This window comes from Pantoea sp. BL1 (assembly GCF_000963985.1).
In the GTDB taxonomy this organism is placed as follows: Bacteria; Pseudomonadota; Gammaproteobacteria; order Enterobacterales; family Enterobacteriaceae; genus Pantoea; species Pantoea rwandensis_B.
In genome coordinates this window covers 31,247-47,099 of sequence record NZ_JZRH01000020.1, presented here as the reverse complement: position 1 = coordinate 47,099, position 15,853 = coordinate 31,247, and the positions used below count along the sequence as shown (strand labels likewise).

The window sequence follows — 15,853 nt, the reverse complement described above, 5'->3', positions numbered from 1 at the left end:
TATCACTGGGATACCCTCTATTACATGAAGAGCTCTATTGTTGCCAAGCTGGAAGCCCTCCAGGAACGCCACGAAGAAGTTGAAGCGTTGCTGGGCGATGCCGGCGTCATTGGCGATCAGGAACGTTTTCGCGCGTTATCACGCGAATATGCACAGTTGACCGATGTGACCCGTTGCTTCCGCGACTGGCAGCAGGTGCAGGAAGATATCGAAACGGCTGAAATGATGCTCGACGATCCTGAAATGCGCGAAATGGCTAACGAAGAGTTAAAAATCTCGCGTGAGAAACGTGAAGACCTGGAGCAGCAGCTTCAGGTGCTGCTGCTGCCGAAAGATCCTGACGATGAACGTTCCTGCTTTGTTGAAGTGCGCGCCGGAACCGGCGGTGACGAAGCGGCAATTTTCGCGGGCGATCTGTTCCGTATGTACAGCCGTTATGCTGAAGCACGCCGCTGGCAGGTTGAGATCATCAGCGCCAACGAAGGTGAGCACGGCGGCTATAAAGAGGTGATCGCGCGTATTAATGGTGAAGGCGCTTATGGTCGCCTGAAGTTTGAATCCGGCGGTCATCGCGTTCAGCGTGTACCGGAAACCGAATCACAGGGCCGTATTCATACCTCTGCCTGTACCGTGGCGGTGATGCCGGAATTGCCTGAAGCAGAAATGCCAGAAATCAACGCGGGCGATCTGAAAATCGATACCTTCCGTTCTTCAGGGGCTGGTGGTCAGCACGTTAACACCACCGACTCGGCGATTCGTATTACCCACTTACCCACTGGTATTGTGGTGGAGTGCCAGGACGAACGTTCGCAGCACAAAAACAAAGCCAAAGCGCTGGCGGTGTTGGGTGCGCGTATTCATGCCGCCGAAACCGCTAAGCGTAATGCGGCAGAAGCCTCAACCCGCCGTAACCTGTTAGGCAGTGGCGATCGTTCCGACCGCAACCGCACTTACAACTTCCCGCAGGGACGAGTGACCGATCACCGCATTAACCTGACGCTATACCGCCTGGATGAAACCATGGAAGGCAAGCTGGATACGCTGATTGAGCCGATTGTGCAGGAGTATCAGGCCGATCAGCTGGCCGCGCTGGCTGGACAGGATTGATGATGATTCGCCACTGGCTCAAGCACGCAGTGGTCGCGCTCTGTGGCGGAGACAGCCCTAAACGGGATGCGGAGATTTTGCTGGGGTTCGTAACGGGAAAATCACGCAGTTGGCTGGTGGCGTTTGACGATCACGAACTGGACGCCTCCCAGCTTGCCCAGCTCGATGCGCTTCTGGCGCGTCGGGTAAACGGCGAACCGATTGCGCATCTGGTGGGTGAACGTGAGTTTTGGTCGCTGCCGCTGCGCGTTAATGATGCCACCTTGATTCCACGGCCGGATACCGAAGTGCTGGTGGAGCAGGCGCTACTACGCATACCCGCAACTCCATCCTTCTTACTCGATCTTGGCACCGGCACGGGCGCTATCGCGTTAGCGCTGGCGAGTGAACGTCCTGACTGCCAGGTGCTGGGCTGCGATCGAATCCCACCAGCTGTAGCGCTGGCGGAAGAGAACGCTCAGCGGCTGCATATCAGCAATGCACGTTTCCTGCTTAGCCACTGGTTTAATGACATTCCCGCTCAGCGTTTCGATGTCATCGTCAGTAATCCTCCTTATATCGACGCCGCCGATGAACATCTGCAGCAGGGAGATGTGCGCTTTGAACCGCTCAGCGCACTGGTCGCCGACGAGGCCGGGCTGGCCGATTTACGTTTGATTATTCACCTTGCGCCGCAGTGGTTGCAGCCTGGCGGCTGGCTGTTGCTGGAGCACGGCTGGCAGCAGGATAAAGCGGTGCGCGAGATCATGACGCAGCACGGCTACCAGCAGGTCAGCAGCATTAACGATTATGGCGGCAATCCGCGCGTCACACTTGGGCAATTTTTTTGATTTGAGGAAGCACCATGGCAAGCTGGTATCCGCTGGTTAAACATTTTCACCTGCTGACGGTAGCGTTGACGATCAGCTTGTTTCTGCTGCGCTTTTACTGGTTAACCACCGGCTCAGCGATGCTTCAGCGCCGCTGGGTACGCATTGCGCCGCATATTAATGACACCTTTTTACTGCTCAGTGGCGTGTGGCTGGTGGTGATCACACACTTTTATCCGTTCTCACCACAAGGAAGCTGGCTGACGGAGAAGCTGTTAGGGGTTATTATCTACATCGCCTTAGGTTCCGTGGCATTGAGCCGTCGCCCACGCAAGATGGGGACACGTTGGATCGCTTGTCTGATTGCAATCGTAGCACTGCTGTTTGTGATTAAGCTGGCGATGACCAAAATGCCGTTATTGGGGATAGTATGACCTCGCCAGAGCTAGTTGATTACAGTGAAACACCGTTGAGTGAAGCGGTGATTGGCGCAACCTGCGCCATACGCAATGATTTTTCTGCGCCATCCGTTCAGCAACAGCTGGCGGCATTAGTTGAAGAAGCACGGGAATACGTCAGCAGCGAACAGGATGCCGACTTGCAACTGGGCAAGTTGCTTGAATTGTTTTATCGCCAGTGGGGCTTTGGTGGCGCCAGCGGCGTCTACAATTTGTCCGATGCGCTGTGGATCGATAAAGTGCTGAAGAGCCGACAGGGCACCGCCGTATCGCTGGGGGTGATTCTGTTACACATCGCCGACGAGCTGGAGCTGCCGCTGATCCCGGTGATTTTCCCCACTCAGCTGATTCTGCGTGCAGACTGGCTGGACGGTGAAATGTGGTTGATCAACCCTTTCAACGGCGAAACGCTGGACACACATACGCTGGAAGTGTGGCTGAAGGGCAATATCAGCCCGACCGCGAAGCTCTACAATGATGATCTGGATGAAGCCAAAACCATCAACGTGATGCGTAAAATGCTGGATACGTTGAAAGCGGCGCTGATGGAAGAGAAGCAGATGGAACTGGCGCTCAACGTCAGCCAGGTACTGCTGCAGATTGATCCCGATGACCCGTATGAAATCCGCGATCGGGGGTTAATCTACGCTCAGCTTGAGTGTGAACATATCGCACTGACCGATTTGACCTACTTCGTTGAACAGTGTCCAGAAGACCCGGTCAGCGAAATGATTAAAGTGCAGATTCACGCAATTGAACAGAAACAGGTGACGCTGCACTAAGCGTCATCTCGACAATAAGGAAAGGGCATGACTCAGAAAGTAGTAAATATCGGCGATATCAAGGTCGCAAACGATCTGCCATTTGTTCTCTTCGGTGGCATGAACGTGCTGGAATCGCGCGACCTCGCCATGCGTATTTGCGAACACTATGTAAAAGTGACCGATAAACTCGGTATCCCTTACGTGTTCAAAGCCTCTTTTGACAAAGCTAACCGCTCTTCCATCAAATCCTACCGTGGCCCGGGTCTGGAAGAGGGCATGAAGATTTTCCGGGAGCTGAAACAGGCGTTCGGCGTGAAAATCATCACTGATGTGCATGAAGCTTCACAGGCGCAGCCGGTGGCGGATGTTGTTGATGTGATTCAGCTGCCTGCGTTCCTGGCGCGTCAGACCGATCTGGTGGAAGCGATGGCGAAAACCGGTGCAGTCATCAACGTTAAGAAACCGCAGTTCGTGAGCCCAGGCCAGATGGGTAACATTGTCGATAAATTCGCGGAAGGCGGTAACGACAAAGTGATCCTGTGCGATCGTGGCAGCAACTTCGGTTACGACAACCTGGTTGTTGATATGCTGGGCTTCAACGTGATGAAGAACGTCACCAACAACAGTCCGGTGATTTTCGACGTGACCCACGCTCTGCAGACGCGTGATCCGTTCGGCGCGGCTTCTGGTGGACGTCGTGCGCAGGTCGCTGAACTGGCACGCGCGGGTATGGCGGTGGGTATTGCCGGTCTGTTTATTGAAGCGCACCCAGAACCGAACAGCGCGAAATGCGACGGTCCATCCGCGCTGCCGCTGGACAAGCTGGAGCCATTCCTGGTGCAGATGAAAGCGATTGATAATCTGGTGAAGAGCTTCCCGGAACTGGATACCAGCAACTAATTGCGCTATCCAGATGTAAGAAAGGCGCCGATGGGCGCCTTTTTTTTGCTTTTAATCTGAGCGTCCCACGCTACAACATAATTGTCAGTAAATAGCCGGCGAACAGTGCCAGATGCGCGGCGCCGTTCAGCACATTGGTACGCCCGGTTGAGAACGAAATATGGCACAAAATCAGTGCGGCACTCATGATCACCATATGTGGTGGCTCAAGACCAAATATCAGCTGCTGACCGGTCAGGGTCGCGATGATGCTCACCGCCGGCACCGTCAGGGAGATGGTGGCTAATACCGAACCAAAGAACAGGTTCATCGCGCGCTGTACCTGGTTCATTAACACCGCTTTGATTGCCCCTAACCCCTCCGGCGACAGAATCAGCAACGCCACCAGGAAACCGGTGAACTGCTCAGGTGCATTGAGTTCTGTCAGCAGATGCTCCAGCGTGTTGGCGTTCATCTTGGTCACGCTGATCACGGCGATCAGATGAATGATCAACCATACCGTGTGCCACAGTGAGCTATGCGCGGAAGGTTTACCGTGATGCGGGTCGCCATCGTCACCGTCATCCTCATGCTCATAAACAAACAGGCTCTGATGTGTTTTGGTCTGAATCAGCAGGAACACGCCGTACATCGCAGCGGAGATCGCGGCAATGATCAACGCCTGAGCCGTGGTGAAGTTACCGCCTGGCAGCGCATTCGGAAACACCAGCACCAGAATCGCCAGCGGGAAGATGGCAATCATGTACTGCTTTACGCCCGCCAGATTGACATATTGGGTGGCGAATTTGCGTCCGCCGAGCAGCAGCGCAAAGCCCACCAGACCGCCGGTCACAATCATGATGATGGAGTAGAGCGTGTCGCGCATTAGCGCAGGTGCGGCATCACCGGTGGCCATCAAGGCGGAGATCAAACTGACCTCCAGAATCACCACGGAGAGGCTCAAAATCAGCGAGCCATAGGGTTCACCCAGGCGGTGTGCCAGCACGTCAGCATGTCGCACCACGCTGAAAGCACTGCAAAGGATGGCGACCAGCGCCAACAGGTTGATGCCGATAACTGGCAATAATGCCGTCTGACCGCCAAAGAAGCTCAGCACCGTCAGCGCGACAATCGGGAAAATCAGTGAGTACTCGGTATGTCGGGTTTTCTCATGTGTAGCCATTCACCATCCTCTCCGGCAAAAAGAACAAAACAGGCGATCAGTGCCTGATAAATATAATGACTTTTCTGACGCAGCGCAGTGTAACTTTTCAACAGTTGTGTTTCAGGCTTTTTACGCGACTTTACTTAGTCAGGTTTTTAATGCTAACAGGTCAAAATTAGGTGTTATCAACCAATAACAACTAATTTTCATGCTGTTGAAAAATAGTAATGTCACTCTTTGGATAAAATAATTCCTGTTTTTACCTAATTGGAATGCGGTTTATTGGCGCTTTGGGGATTAAAAAAACCTTGTGTAACTAAAGTACATGTTTGCAATTTTTCCGCTATCTTCCAGACTTAATAGGATCCATAAATCAGGAGGAATCATGCCGTATTCATCCAATCGTGAATTGCCTGACAGCGTGCGCCATGTCCTGCCAAATCACGCTCAGACCATTTATCAAAAGGCGTTCAATAGCGCCTGGGATCAGTATAAAGATGAAGAAGACCGCCGTGGTGATGAATCACGTGAGCAGGTTGCGCACAAAGTTGCCTGGGCAGCAGTCAAGCATGAGTACGCCAAAGGCGATGACGACAAATGGCATCCTAAGCACTAGCCACACTCGCGGGTCATAGCGACCCGCTTCACTGTTTTCATTCCCCCTATTCAAGTTATCTGCCAGGCAGCCGATGCTATTTACAAAGAATTTCCCCTTTGTGATCGGGGTCAATCTTGAAACTTTTGTTAAAAATGCATTAATGTCTTCTCTTAAGTCGACGCAACGCGTGTTGCCTTTAAGACATCATCTTTGAGGAGCCGAACCGACAGGATGTCAGCGCAGTAGAGGAGGTCGCATTGTTAACCCGGGAATTTCTTTTAAAAGCGGATTGTAAAACATCGTTTGGCGATATCGACGAAGCGCTGCTGTGGAGCTGTGAAAAGCGTGCCGCGTCACTCGCTGCCACACTGGCTTGTCGCCCTGACCAAAGCCCGGTGTGGATTTTTGGCTATGGCTCCCTGATGTGGAACCCGGTTTTTGAGGCGGAAGAAGTGGCTTCCGGACGACTCGAAGGCTGGCATCGTGCTTTCTGTCTGCGTCTGACCGCCGGCAGGGGCACGGTCTCGACGCCCGGTCGTATGCTGGCGCTAAAAGAAGGCGGTTCAACCAGTGGTCTGGCTTTCCGTTTACCCGAAGCGCGGCTGCATGACGAGCTGGAGCTGCTGTGGAAGCGCGAGATGATCACCGGCTGTTATCTGCCCACCTGGTGCGAACTGGAACTGGACGATGCTCGCAAAGTGACGGCGTTGGTATTTATCATGGATCCGCGTCACCCGCTGTATGAAGCAGACTCCTGTCGCAGCACCATCGCACCGTTGATTGCCCAGGCCAGCGGACCATTGGGCACCAATGCTCAGTATCTCTACTCCCTCGAACAGGAGTTGGGTAAACGCGGCATGCAGGAAGACGCGTTGACGCGTCTGGCTGCTGAGGTGAGGGCGCTGCAGCAATCTGCAGCGCGTTAACTACGGTTTACCCGGATTAATCAGCCAGGTTCCGGGCTTGTCGATGGTCAGTGATTGGCTCATTACCTGGCTGCCATTTTGCACTTCAATTCGATAACTTCCTGCCGCCAGATTGAGTGAAGCAAAGCCACTGCTGGTGGGTTTCACATCCTTCGCTTCGCCGTTGAGCAGCACTTTCTCGCCCTCCTGCAAGCGCAGATAGACGGTTGCCATACCTGGCGCGCTGGCTGCTGCACTCTGACTCGCCACCGGCGCTGACGCAGAAGGGGTCGCGGCTATCGGAGCGGTTTCACTGTGGCGATTGGTTTTCCACACCACCACCACCACGGCCAGAATGGCAATGGCCGCGGCGGCGACCAGACCAGGCGAAAGGCGACGCACGTTGCGTGGCGTGACAGGTTCAATCGCCGCCGCGGCATGATTCACCGCCATCACCTGCGGTTCAGGCACCGGCACTACGGCGACGGGTTCAGGCGTTGGGGCTTCTAAGGTGACCGGGAAGGTGGTGACAAGTGCTTCAACATCACTCACCGGCAGATCGATCAGGCTGGCAAACGCATCAATACTCTGCGGACGGTCACCGGGTTTCATTGCCAGCGCACAGTCGATGGCATGCAGTAGCGGCAGCGAATAGCCTGCTGGCTTGCGTTCAACCAAAGGTTGATAGTTATCCTCGATGCAGCGCACCACGCTGACAGGCGGCGCGTGGCCGGTAATCAGATTGTGCAGCACCGCGCCTAGCGCATAGATATCGGTCCAGGGGCCTTGCTCTACCTCACCTTCTTCGCTGTATTGCTCAATCGGGGCAAAGCCGGGCTTCAGCATGATTTCGGTTTCATCAGAGAGATTACCGATCTCCTTACGGGCTGAACCAAAATCGAGTAACACCGGCAGCTGATTTTCCTGGATTTGGATGTTATCCAGCGAAATATCACGGTGCAGATAACCTGCGGTATGGATGGTGTTAATTGCGCCAAACAGCGGCGGTAACAGCCGACGAATCCAGGACTCATCGATACTGTCCGGGCTGGTCACCTGCCACTCTTTTAATGTCATCCCGCTGTAATAGAGTGTGCCCATGTAGGCGGTGCCGTTCTCTTCCCAGAAGCGCAACACGTGCAGCAGGCCGGGATGATTGAAGCGTGCCAGCAGACGGGCTTCCTGAATAAAGCTGTTTCGTCCGGCATTGAACAGTTTCTGGAAACGTTCGCCGCGCAACTCCAGTGACAGATCCGCGGCACGTACTGCCAGCGAGACGGGCATGTACTCTTTGATGGCGATGGTGCGTTCCAGCTGATGGTCCCAGGCACGGTAAACAATGCCAAAGCCGCCGCCGCCAATCACTTCCTTGATTTCAAATTCATTAAACCGGTAACCCGCAGGCAGGGCATTCGGTGTGTGGTTTTCGTTTGCCGACATAGTGAACTCTCTGAACACGTCCTGTAGCGCCTGCCAGTCTGTTGACGTCAGGCGACGACCGCTAATTAATTAATGTTACGCCAGGCACCAATCGCCGGATCGGCAAGATCCGCATGCAGGGTGTCAATCAGTAACACAGTCACTTTTTGCTGTGGCATAAACTGCGACGACCAGGCGCCGCGTAAAGTTTCAACCCGGCTCTTCACCGCATCACTGTCCTGTCCTGCTGTCTTATCCATTTTAATCAGCAGGTTGCCAGTGAATCGCCATACATGTTGCTGGCTGTCGAACGGCAGCACTAGCCAGCTATCTTCGGCATCCGGACGCGCCACAATCATGCGCTGTTTGTTCACTGCCACCACTTCCAGTGCCGGGCCGCTGAGTTTCAGATTGGCAATGGGATAGCCCTGATAGAAATTCACCGCCAGCGAGCGCGTTTTGTCTCCGCTCATCAGTGTTAACTCACTGGGGCCTTCCAGCCAGCCTTCAGTAGAACAGTGCTGTTGTGGGTTATCCGGAATAAACAGCGAGTCGCCGTTTTCGTCCCAGGAGGTGCGGAAATGGCAACCTGCGGGTAAAGCGAAGTGTTGCAAAGGGCTGTTATCTGCCGGTCGCGAAAGATCCAGCGGGGCGGCATTGCTGGCACTGGCGCTGGCGGTGGCATCGTTGATCACGATTGGCCGCCAGTTCTGCAGTTTTGCTGCGCTGCCGTTGGCCAGTACGCTGCCGTCTTTGTTAGTCATCTGCCATGGGATTTCGTCCAGCGTGCCGCATTGATTCGCCAGCAGTGTGCCAACGCGTGGCAGGAAGCTGGTCAGAATGCTGGAATCGGTGCTTTTGCCGGAAACAATACGCAACGGCAAGGTCTCTTTGCACCAGTCGTTGGGTGAATTGCTGGCCACATTATCGATATAGACTTCAAGCGACAGACTCGGCGAATAGACCACACGATAATCATCAGCTTGTGCATTTAGAGCCAGCAACAGGGTCGCTAAGCCCGGCAACCACACTTTCATAAGGGTCCTTGGGATCAATAACGTGTCGGCAGAAAACGTGCCGCATCAGCCTGGGAATAAAGCAGCGTCGCTTCCTGCGGTTCGCCAATCCAGATGGCCAGAGCGCTGAGATTGTCGCTTTTTACACTGCGGTTAACGGCTTGTTCCATCAAAGTCAGCCACTCTTCGCAGGCATTGACCATGCGCAGGGCTTGTTCCATCTCGTGAGTGGTCAGATTGAGCCAGAACCCGTCCGTGCAGACGAGAAACGCATCGCCATCCGTTAAGGGAATCACTTCACTAAAGGTGGCGGGACGGGCAGGCTCAACGCCGAGCGCATTATAGAGTAAATTACTGTTAATTCCGGTATTTTCATAGCCTGCTTCGCGCAGCTGCTGGGCCAGACTATGGTCACGTGTCACCTGACTCAACACCCCATGACGGAAGTGATAAACCCGGCTGTCACCTGCATGCGCCCACCATGCGCGCTGTGTCTCGCGGTCAATAAACAGCGCGGCCAGCGTGGTGCTCATGCGTGCATATTTCGGATTTTTTCCCTGCGCCTCAAGCAACACCTGCTGACAGTGCTCAATCGCTGCGCGTGTGCTTTCGGGCGTGAACGTCGGACTGTTGTGTAACTGTGTCAGCAGCGTATCGCGCACGATTTGCGCCGCTTTATCACCGCCAGGCAAACCGGCCACACCATCGCAAACCAGAAAGCAGGCTTTGTGCTCATCCAGCTCGGCCCCGGTGCGATCCTGGTTTTCATCGCGCATTCCCTGCTGGCAACGGCTGGCAAACATCATTTTCATGCGTCTGTCCGAGTCTGGGAATCTTTATATTGATTCACTTCCATGTCATACGCGTGCAGGAAGGCTTCACCAAACAGGGTATGGAAGTCATCTTCAATTTCACCGGCAGTGCGTTGGTAGTGGCGTGAAAAGTAATCCCACAAGGCCGCTTTACGGCCGCCGTTAAACGGTAGCTTAGGCAACACGCCATCTTTACGTGCTTCCTCTTCCAGCCGTTGCGGATTGAAGGATTGCAGCATCGCCGCGATGATCGCGCGGATGCCAGCGATCATACCCAGTTGATGCGCCTGCAAATCCACCAGTGCATCGCGCACCGCCGCTTCTGGCGGCATAAAACCGGGCATCTGACTCTGATAAATCTGCATCAATACCGTTTTGCCCGAAGGCAAAATTTTAAACGGATTGTTGGCTTCATTGAGGATCATCGTCATATCGGCTTTCACGCCGCGTTTGAGGATCGAACGGGAAGAGAGCAGGGCAACAGTGCCTTGCGAGAACAGGCTCAGCATGCGGCCCGTCACGCGCATCTGCTCTTCGGTGATCGTCGTGAGATGGCCATTATTTAACCCCATGCCTTCCAGCAGCGCGGCCATTAACTTGTCTTGATCCGCATGCGGCAACGTGGCGGGAGCCGAAGGAGCATCACTTTGTGGATCAATACCCAGGCGTGGGTCAGTACGGCGCTCCGGACGCGCCGCAGTGGGTTCCGGCACCACGTCGAATGCCTGCTGCATACCGAGTGGATCGGCTGCACTGTCCGCGAAGAACGTGAGCGGGTCATCCTGCTGGGTGCTCTGGCAGGCAGGATCGCGCACTTCAAGGCCATAATCGCCGATTTGCAGTGCATCACCATGCTGTAATTGCACTTGTGAACCGCGCTGTAGCGCCACACCGTTCAATACCACCGAGGTCACACTGCCCTGATTGGTCAGGCGACACTCACCTTCCGGGGAGATATGCACTAACGCCTGCAAGCGTGAAATGGCGCGCGATTCGTCAGGCAGTACCAGATCGTTATCCTGACTGCGGCCAATGGTTCCCCCAGGCGGTTTAAAAGCAACCGTCTTTGCTGGCACATCCGTATTGCACTGCACAATGGTAAATTGCATGAGTCATCCTGTTAACAAGGCAAACGCTGCGGCTCATTCAAACATGGGTGGATAGAGGCCGTTGCGTCCCGGCTGTGCACCTGCCGCCGGGTTAAACAGTAACGCAAAAAGTTGCGCGGTGAGCGGCCCACTGTGTTTATGTGTGGCGTGGGCAAAACCGTCACTGCGATTACTCCACCAGTAGCTAATGTGCTGCTGGGGGTCAAATTTATCCGCCACTTCACGCCAGCTCAGCGTACAGGGCAGATCATCAAAACCAATCACATCCATAATATCGCTGTGCTGATTATCCGGGACCACCAGCGGCGTCACGCGTTGCATCTGCTGCTCCAGCGCATCGGGGTTCAGCCGGTCACGCACGCCGCGCAGTAGCAGCGTGCCCAGCTCCTGAAACCAGTCGCCCGACATGGCCAGCTGAGCGCTGTGCCAGTGGCTGAGCGGAAAACTTCGCAAGGCCAGCAGCGGCCAACTGCGCCCCACGCGATCGCACGAGGGCAGCAGGCAGCCCATCTGCACCTGCTGACGCAGCGGCGACAGCGGCAGAACAAAATTCCAGACAGGTGCGCGCAGAAACAGCTGAGTGGAGGCATCGGGTTGCTGATGCCAGTGCATGAGCCCCTGTTGAAACCAATGGCTCCAGGGCGTCACGGTATTCTCACTCAGGCGCTGGCGCAGGAAATCGCCGGTAGCCGGCAATTTGCCGTACCAACCCGGCGCGGTGTGCGTCGCCATGGTTACCTCACCATTACTCACTGTGTCCGGTCAATCGCTGCGAAGCCCGCTGTGGTGCAATCGCCAGCGAACTGCCATTCGCATCAGCAATTTTCAGATTTTCTGCAAGCTTGCGCATCATTAGTGCGTTATCTCGCGCATAAGGTGACGACTGAATCTGCTGATCCAGAAGCTGGCTAAGATGCCAGTCAAGCTGCTGCAAATCCCGGGCGCTGACATCATCTGGCAGATTGCGTTGAAGATTCTGCATCAGCCAGGCACGCAGGAATTCGCCGTCATAATTGCGCGGCTGATACAACATCTGATAGGCACGCAGCGCATTGCGGCTGTATTCATTGTCGTTACCGGGATCATCACGCAGCAAATTGGTGATTTGCTGGGCCACGCGCGGTAACAGCAGAGACTTAAGCGCATTTTGATAAAGCACCCATGCCGCATCGCTTACCTGGTTGCCACGATACAGACCCACGCGCATGCTAAGCGGTGGATTGTCGAGGGAAAAGCGCTCCGACAAAGGCAACTTCACCAGGTTATTTAAGAAGGGTAGCAGATCAAAGATATTATCGGCTGGCTGATGAATCACCTGCTGACTCTGACGAGTCATCGGCTCAATACGCGCGGCGACCTGGTTAAGATATTGCTGGTTCTGGAAATAGCTGGCCAGCCATAAACCGGAGAGCAAGAGCAGTGCACCAGTCAGAGCACCGTAGCCAATCCAGTGAAACAGGCGATTGCGGTATTCCCAGTGGCGGTTGCTGCCCGCCAGGCCACTTTCGCGGAACACCAGATCGCTCAGCAGGTCACGGATAAAGAAGCTCTGGCCTTTGTTGCCAGGGATGGGATTATTACGAGTCACGCTATCCCAGGTTGCGAAGCTACTCTCACCGGTGTGCGGCAACTGCAGCTTACGGTTGAGTTCGCCCATGATGCGGTCAAACGGTAAGCCTTCCTGCGTGCCGCTGGTAAAGAATAAGCCGCGCGCTGACCAGGCAATCTCATCCTCATGGCGCGAGAACACCACATCAAGGTACTCATTCAGCAGCGGGCGCAGGGAGCTGAACTCCTGGGGAAACAGGAAACAGTCTGCACGCAGGGTGAGATCGCGTTCGTTTGCCATCACCGTCGGCAGTTGCTGCTGCAGGCGCTGTTCTAAACGCTGATATTGCAGGCTAAAGCTGTTATGCCAGTCATCTTTGTGCGGTTTGCCGGGTTCCCAGGGGAAGGTGAATCCCCAAATGGCGTCGCGCTGTGGTTTGCTCAAGCCTTCGTTAAAGCTTAAAAAACCTTTCAGCAGATCGGTCTTGGTCACCATCACATACACCGGGAAATGAATACCGGTTTGCTGATACAACTCCTGCATGCGGCTACGCAACGCGCTGGCCTGCGCATGGCGTGCTTCCGCGGAATCGGTGAGCAGATCAGCCACGCTGATGGTCATGATCACACCGTTGATTGGCTGGCGTGTGCGATAGCGTTTCAGCAGGTTAATGAAACTCTGCCACTCGGCGCCATCGCGCGCACGCTGGCTCTCCTGCAGGGCATATCGCCCTGCGGTATCGATCATCACCGCACTGTCGGTAAACCACCAGTCGCAATGACGCGTGCCGCCGACGCCGCGAATCGCCGCTTTGCCAAGACTATCAGTCAGCGGAAACTCCAGTCCGGCATTAAGCAGGGCGGTAGTTTTGCCCGCGCCGGGCGCCCCAATCATGACATACCAGGGCAGCTGGTAAAGATAGTGGCTCTGAAAGCGTGCCAGCCAGTTCTGTTGATGACGACGACCAAACTGTGTGCGTTTCAGCCGCAGCGCTGCTTCGCTGAAGCGCTGAGCCAGCAGCGTATCAGTGGCCTGACGATCGGACAGCTCTTCGTGACTCATCTCCTGCAAGCGGTTGAGGAGTTTACTGTTAAACCAGCCACGCCAGATCGCCGGGATAAACTGGAACAGCACCCAGCAAAAGAACAGCAAACCGACCAGCAGTTGACGAGGAAACACCGGCTCAAGCGGACGGGTGTCTCCCCAACTCCACAGCGGGCCGAGCATCCACAGCACACAGCTTAAGGCGGTGACACCAATCAGGCTCCACAGCAGGCGGTGGGTTAACAGATGTTGCAGCGATGCGCGCATCACTCACCTCCTGGATGATTGCCGAGGGTTTCCGGTGCGGCAAACAGAGTGATCTCCACACGCCGGTTGCGCGCGCGGTTTTCATTGCTGTCATTGGGCAGCAGCGGATTACTGTCGCCGCGACCTTCCGCTTTCACACTGTGCCCTTCAGCCAGTTGCGGATTCAGCAACTGGGTCACCGCGCGTGCGCGCGCAAAGGAAAATTCATAGCTTGAGGCAAAACGCCCATCCACCGGGCTGTTATCGGTATACACCGACACCAGTACCGTGCCTTTAACGGTTTTCATGGCGCTGGCAACGTGCGCCAGCAACGCGCGACCGACCTGATTGACTACGGTACCGTCCGGGGAGAAGAGTTTATCGGCAGGTATGATCACTTTACTGCCAAATGCGCCATCGCTGACTTCCAGCTGACCGGCGGCAATCACATCATTCAAACGCTGATGCAAATCCAGCAACGCCTGCGGTGAGGTAGGTCGACGGCCAGGCATAATTTGTGGCAGCGGGGTTTGATAGATGGCGCGCAGCAGCGGCTCGGCCGCATTGCCCAGCCGCCAGTTCAGGCCGCTGTAAATCAGGCAGGCAATCAGGGCCGCTAGCATCGCGCAGGCCCAGAGCGGTACCATCGGACGGGTTAAGCGACTGACCAGAGGATGCACCTCCACCAGTGGCGCGGCCGGGTTAGCGGTCGACGGGCGGGTTTCCTGGATCAGTTGAGCGAGACGTTTACGAATCCCTTCACACTGTGCACGGCCAGCATCGCTGCCGCGATAACGGCCTTCATAACCCAGCAGCAGACAGTAATGAATCAGCTCCAGCAACCACAGGTGTTGCTGCGGGCTTTGCGAGACGCGGGAAAGCAGCTGAAATACTTTTTCGCCGCCCCAGCTTTCATTATGGAAAGTGACCAGCATGCCGTTCCCGGACCACACACCACGCGTACCCCACGGGGTTTGCGCGGCGGCTTCATCCAGTACGCTGCATAAGCAGTAGCGTGCACCAATAATCATCTCAAACGGCAAACCGGCTTGCTTGCAGCGATGTTCGAATTGGCGGATCTCTTCAATCAGTAACTGACGTAAACCGGCGGGATCGTCATGCGTAGCAGCCTGCCGTATACGGACAACGGCATTCAATATCGGTGCTGCGGCATTAAGCAAAAGGTTATCGTTGCCCGCGACAATGCCATCGCGGACAACAGAATCCTGGGTCATTAAATATCTTTTTTCCTGGCAATGGCGCCAGGGAGCGTCCACAGAGTGCGACCTTGCTGTGAACAATCTGCGCCATATTGCATTATCAGTCTAGGATCCAGGTCGCGGTATCGTTGGTGCGGCAAGCCTTGCTGGCACCGCCAACGGCCACGCAGACCTGTTTAGTACGGCGGGGACGTGGACGGTCGCTACGCACGGTGGCGTCATAACGGCTACTTTCAACCCCGGCTTTCGGCGGGATGTAACCAATCAGCTGTCCATTGGGTTCATCGGCAACGGCTAACCAACTGTGGTCGACACGTCCTAGTACTTCAAACGGTTTCGCGTTATCGAGATAACGAACAACCTTGCCGCCATAATCAGGCGTGGTCATCACCGACGCCGCATAGAGTGCGCGGAAACTCTCATTAACCGGCGTGAATTCGCCTGGCGCTGCCACCGCATGACGGTGGACCAGCTTGACACCATTGACCTCACTGGTGACCAGGGTGTCATCAGTCATCGGCGGTGGTGGCGCTTTACAACCCGCCAACGTCAATACTGCCAGCAGAGTGAGCAACAGACTCTTATTCACCATGAACCTCAAATTTCATCAGATTAGCTGCAGATTAATATGTGGCACACGCATCTAAGGCGGGCAGAGTATGCAGCGGGAAAGCCATCAAAAAACAGTCAGATTACAGAAAGATAGTGCTGTGCTCAGTCTACCTAAGACTTTTGAGAATTCAATCCATTGCA

Annotated in this window: 16 protein-coding genes; 7 read left to right on the top strand and 9 right to left on the bottom strand. The window is 55.0% G+C overall.

Annotation, left to right across the window (positions count from 1 at the left end; translation table 11 throughout):
• Nucleotides 1–24 precede the first annotated feature (24 nt).
• From prfA to kdsA, 5 genes are read left to right on the top strand one after another with little or no spacing between them, the layout of a single operon-like run.
• Nucleotides 25–1,107 carry a peptide chain release factor 1 gene (gene prfA, locus VH86_RS11495; RefSeq protein ID WP_045832940.1) on the top strand — a complete coding sequence of 361 codons (1,083 nt, stop codon included), beginning with the start codon at nucleotides 25–27 and terminating at the stop codon, nucleotides 1,105–1,107.
• Entirely contained in the window at nucleotides 1,107–1,937 is an 831-nt protein-coding gene (gene prmC, locus VH86_RS11490; protein ID WP_045832939.1) for a peptide chain release factor N(5)-glutamine methyltransferase, read from the top strand. The genes prfA and prmC overlap by 1 nt, the downstream gene beginning before the upstream one ends.
• 14 nt (nucleotides 1,938–1,951) lie before the next feature.
• Complete coding sequence (locus tag VH86_RS11485; RefSeq protein WP_034824269.1) at nucleotides 1,952–2,350, top strand: SirB2 family protein; 399 nt, start codon at nucleotides 1,952–1,954, stop codon at nucleotides 2,348–2,350.
• Entirely contained in the window at nucleotides 2,347–3,156 is an 810-nt protein-coding gene (gene sirB1, locus VH86_RS11480) for an invasion regulator SirB1 (protein WP_034824266.1), read from the top strand. Before VH86_RS11485 ends, sirB1 begins: the two co-directional genes overlap by 4 nt.
• Nucleotides 3,157–3,183: 27 nt before the next feature.
• The gene (gene kdsA / locus VH86_RS11475) at nucleotides 3,184–4,038 is read left to right on the top strand and encodes a 3-deoxy-8-phosphooctulonate synthase (protein WP_045832938.1); all 855 of its coding nucleotides are present in this window, start codon (nucleotides 3,184–3,186) and stop codon (nucleotides 4,036–4,038) included.
• Nucleotides 4,039–4,108: 70 nt separating this feature from the next.
• Here kdsA and chaA read toward each other — a convergent pair whose 3' ends face one another.
• Nucleotides 4,109–5,200: a sodium-potassium/proton antiporter ChaA gene (chaA, locus tag VH86_RS11470; RefSeq protein WP_038646443.1), complete on the bottom strand. Its 1,092-nt coding sequence runs from the start codon at nucleotides 5,198–5,200 to the stop codon at nucleotides 4,109–4,111.
• Nucleotides 5,201–5,567: 367 nt separating this feature from the next.
• On the opposite strand from chaA, the gene chaB reads away from it, so the two are divergent.
• Together chaB and VH86_RS11460 are read left to right on the top strand one after the other, a co-directional pair.
• Nucleotides 5,568–5,798, top strand: a complete 231-nt coding sequence (gene chaB, locus VH86_RS11465; protein WP_038646446.1) for a putative cation transport regulator ChaB — start codon at nucleotides 5,568–5,570, stop codon at nucleotides 5,796–5,798.
• 239 nt (nucleotides 5,799–6,037) lie between these two features.
• Nucleotides 6,038–6,706: a gamma-glutamylcyclotransferase gene (locus tag VH86_RS11460; protein ID WP_038646448.1), complete on the top strand. Its 669-nt coding sequence runs from the start codon at nucleotides 6,038–6,040 to the stop codon at nucleotides 6,704–6,706.
• On the opposite strand, the gene VH86_RS11455 is transcribed toward VH86_RS11460, so the two are convergent.
• From VH86_RS11455 to VH86_RS11420, 8 genes are all read right to left on the bottom strand, one after another.
• A complete protein-coding gene (locus tag VH86_RS11455; protein ID WP_045832937.1) occupies nucleotides 6,707–8,125 on the bottom strand; it encodes a serine/threonine-protein kinase in 1,419 nt (472 codons plus the stop codon).
• A gap of 65 nt (nucleotides 8,126–8,190) precedes the next feature.
• Nucleotides 8,191–9,141 carry a hypothetical protein gene (locus VH86_RS11450; RefSeq protein WP_038646453.1) on the bottom strand — a complete coding sequence of 317 codons (951 nt, stop codon included), beginning with the start codon at nucleotides 9,139–9,141 and terminating at the stop codon, nucleotides 8,191–8,193.
• A gap of 14 nt (nucleotides 9,142–9,155) precedes the next feature.
• The gene (locus VH86_RS11445) at nucleotides 9,156–9,932 is read right to left on the bottom strand and encodes a PP2C family serine/threonine-protein phosphatase (RefSeq protein WP_045832936.1); all 777 of its coding nucleotides are present in this window, start codon (nucleotides 9,930–9,932) and stop codon (nucleotides 9,156–9,158) included.
• Nucleotides 9,929–11,041: a type VI secretion system-associated FHA domain protein TagH gene (tagH, locus tag VH86_RS11440; protein WP_045832935.1), complete on the bottom strand. Its 1,113-nt coding sequence runs from the start codon at nucleotides 11,039–11,041 to the stop codon at nucleotides 9,929–9,931. Before tagH ends, VH86_RS11445 begins: the two co-directional genes overlap by 4 nt.
• A 33-nt stretch (nucleotides 11,042–11,074) precedes the next feature.
• Nucleotides 11,075–11,773: a type VI secretion system-associated protein TagF gene (tagF, locus tag VH86_RS11435; RefSeq protein ID WP_045832934.1), complete on the bottom strand. Its 699-nt coding sequence runs from the start codon at nucleotides 11,771–11,773 to the stop codon at nucleotides 11,075–11,077.
• Between the two features lie 13 nt (nucleotides 11,774–11,786).
• Nucleotides 11,787–13,901, bottom strand: a complete 2,115-nt coding sequence (tssM, locus tag VH86_RS11430; RefSeq protein WP_045832933.1) for a type VI secretion system membrane subunit TssM — start codon at nucleotides 13,899–13,901, stop codon at nucleotides 11,787–11,789.
• Nucleotides 13,901–15,115: a type IVB secretion system protein IcmH/DotU gene (icmH, locus tag VH86_RS11425; RefSeq protein ID WP_045816031.1), complete on the bottom strand. Its 1,215-nt coding sequence runs from the start codon at nucleotides 15,113–15,115 to the stop codon at nucleotides 13,901–13,903. The genes tssM and icmH overlap by 1 nt, the downstream gene beginning before the upstream one ends.
• A gap of 85 nt (nucleotides 15,116–15,200) precedes the next feature.
• A complete protein-coding gene (locus tag VH86_RS11420; protein WP_197080211.1) occupies nucleotides 15,201–15,692 on the bottom strand; it encodes an SH3 domain-containing protein in 492 nt (163 codons plus the stop codon).
• Nucleotides 15,693–15,853 lie beyond the last annotated feature (161 nt).

Coding starts and splice junctions, on each gene's coding strand:
- prfA (WP_045832940.1), top strand. CDS start 25: ATGAAGAGCTCTATTGTTGCCAAGCTGGAAGCCCTCCAGGAACGCCAC.
- prmC (WP_045832939.1), top strand. CDS start 1,107: ATGATGATTCGCCACTGGCTCAAGCACGCAGTGGTCGCGCTCTGTGGC.
- VH86_RS11485 (WP_034824269.1), top strand. CDS start 1,952: ATGGCAAGCTGGTATCCGCTGGTTAAACATTTTCACCTGCTGACGGTA.
- sirB1 (WP_034824266.1), top strand. CDS start 2,347: ATGACCTCGCCAGAGCTAGTTGATTACAGTGAAACACCGTTGAGTGAA.
- kdsA (WP_045832938.1), top strand. CDS start 3,184: ATGACTCAGAAAGTAGTAAATATCGGCGATATCAAGGTCGCAAACGAT.
- chaA (WP_038646443.1), bottom strand. CDS start 5,200: ATGGCTACACATGAGAAAACCCGACATACCGAGTACTCACTGATTTTC.
- chaB (WP_038646446.1), top strand. CDS start 5,568: ATGCCGTATTCATCCAATCGTGAATTGCCTGACAGCGTGCGCCATGTC.
- VH86_RS11455 (WP_045832937.1), bottom strand. CDS start 8,125: ATGTCGGCAAACGAAAACCACACACCGAATGCCCTGCCTGCGGGTTAC.
- VH86_RS11450 (WP_038646453.1), bottom strand. CDS start 9,141: ATGAAAGTGTGGTTGCCGGGCTTAGCGACCCTGTTGCTGGCTCTAAAT.
- VH86_RS11445 (WP_045832936.1), bottom strand. CDS start 9,932: ATGAAAATGATGTTTGCCAGCCGTTGCCAGCAGGGAATGCGCGATGAA.
- tagH (WP_045832935.1), bottom strand. CDS start 11,041: ATGCAATTTACCATTGTGCAGTGCAATACGGATGTGCCAGCAAAGACG.
- tagF (WP_045832934.1), bottom strand. CDS start 11,773: ATGGCGACGCACACCGCGCCGGGTTGGTACGGCAAATTGCCGGCTACC.
- tssM (WP_045832933.1), bottom strand. CDS start 13,901: ATGCGCGCATCGCTGCAACATCTGTTAACCCACCGCCTGCTGTGGAGC.
- icmH (WP_045816031.1), bottom strand. CDS start 15,115: ATGACCCAGGATTCTGTTGTCCGCGATGGCATTGTCGCGGGCAACGAT.
- VH86_RS11420 (WP_197080211.1), bottom strand. CDS start 15,692: ATGGTGAATAAGAGTCTGTTGCTCACTCTGCTGGCAGTATTGACGTTG.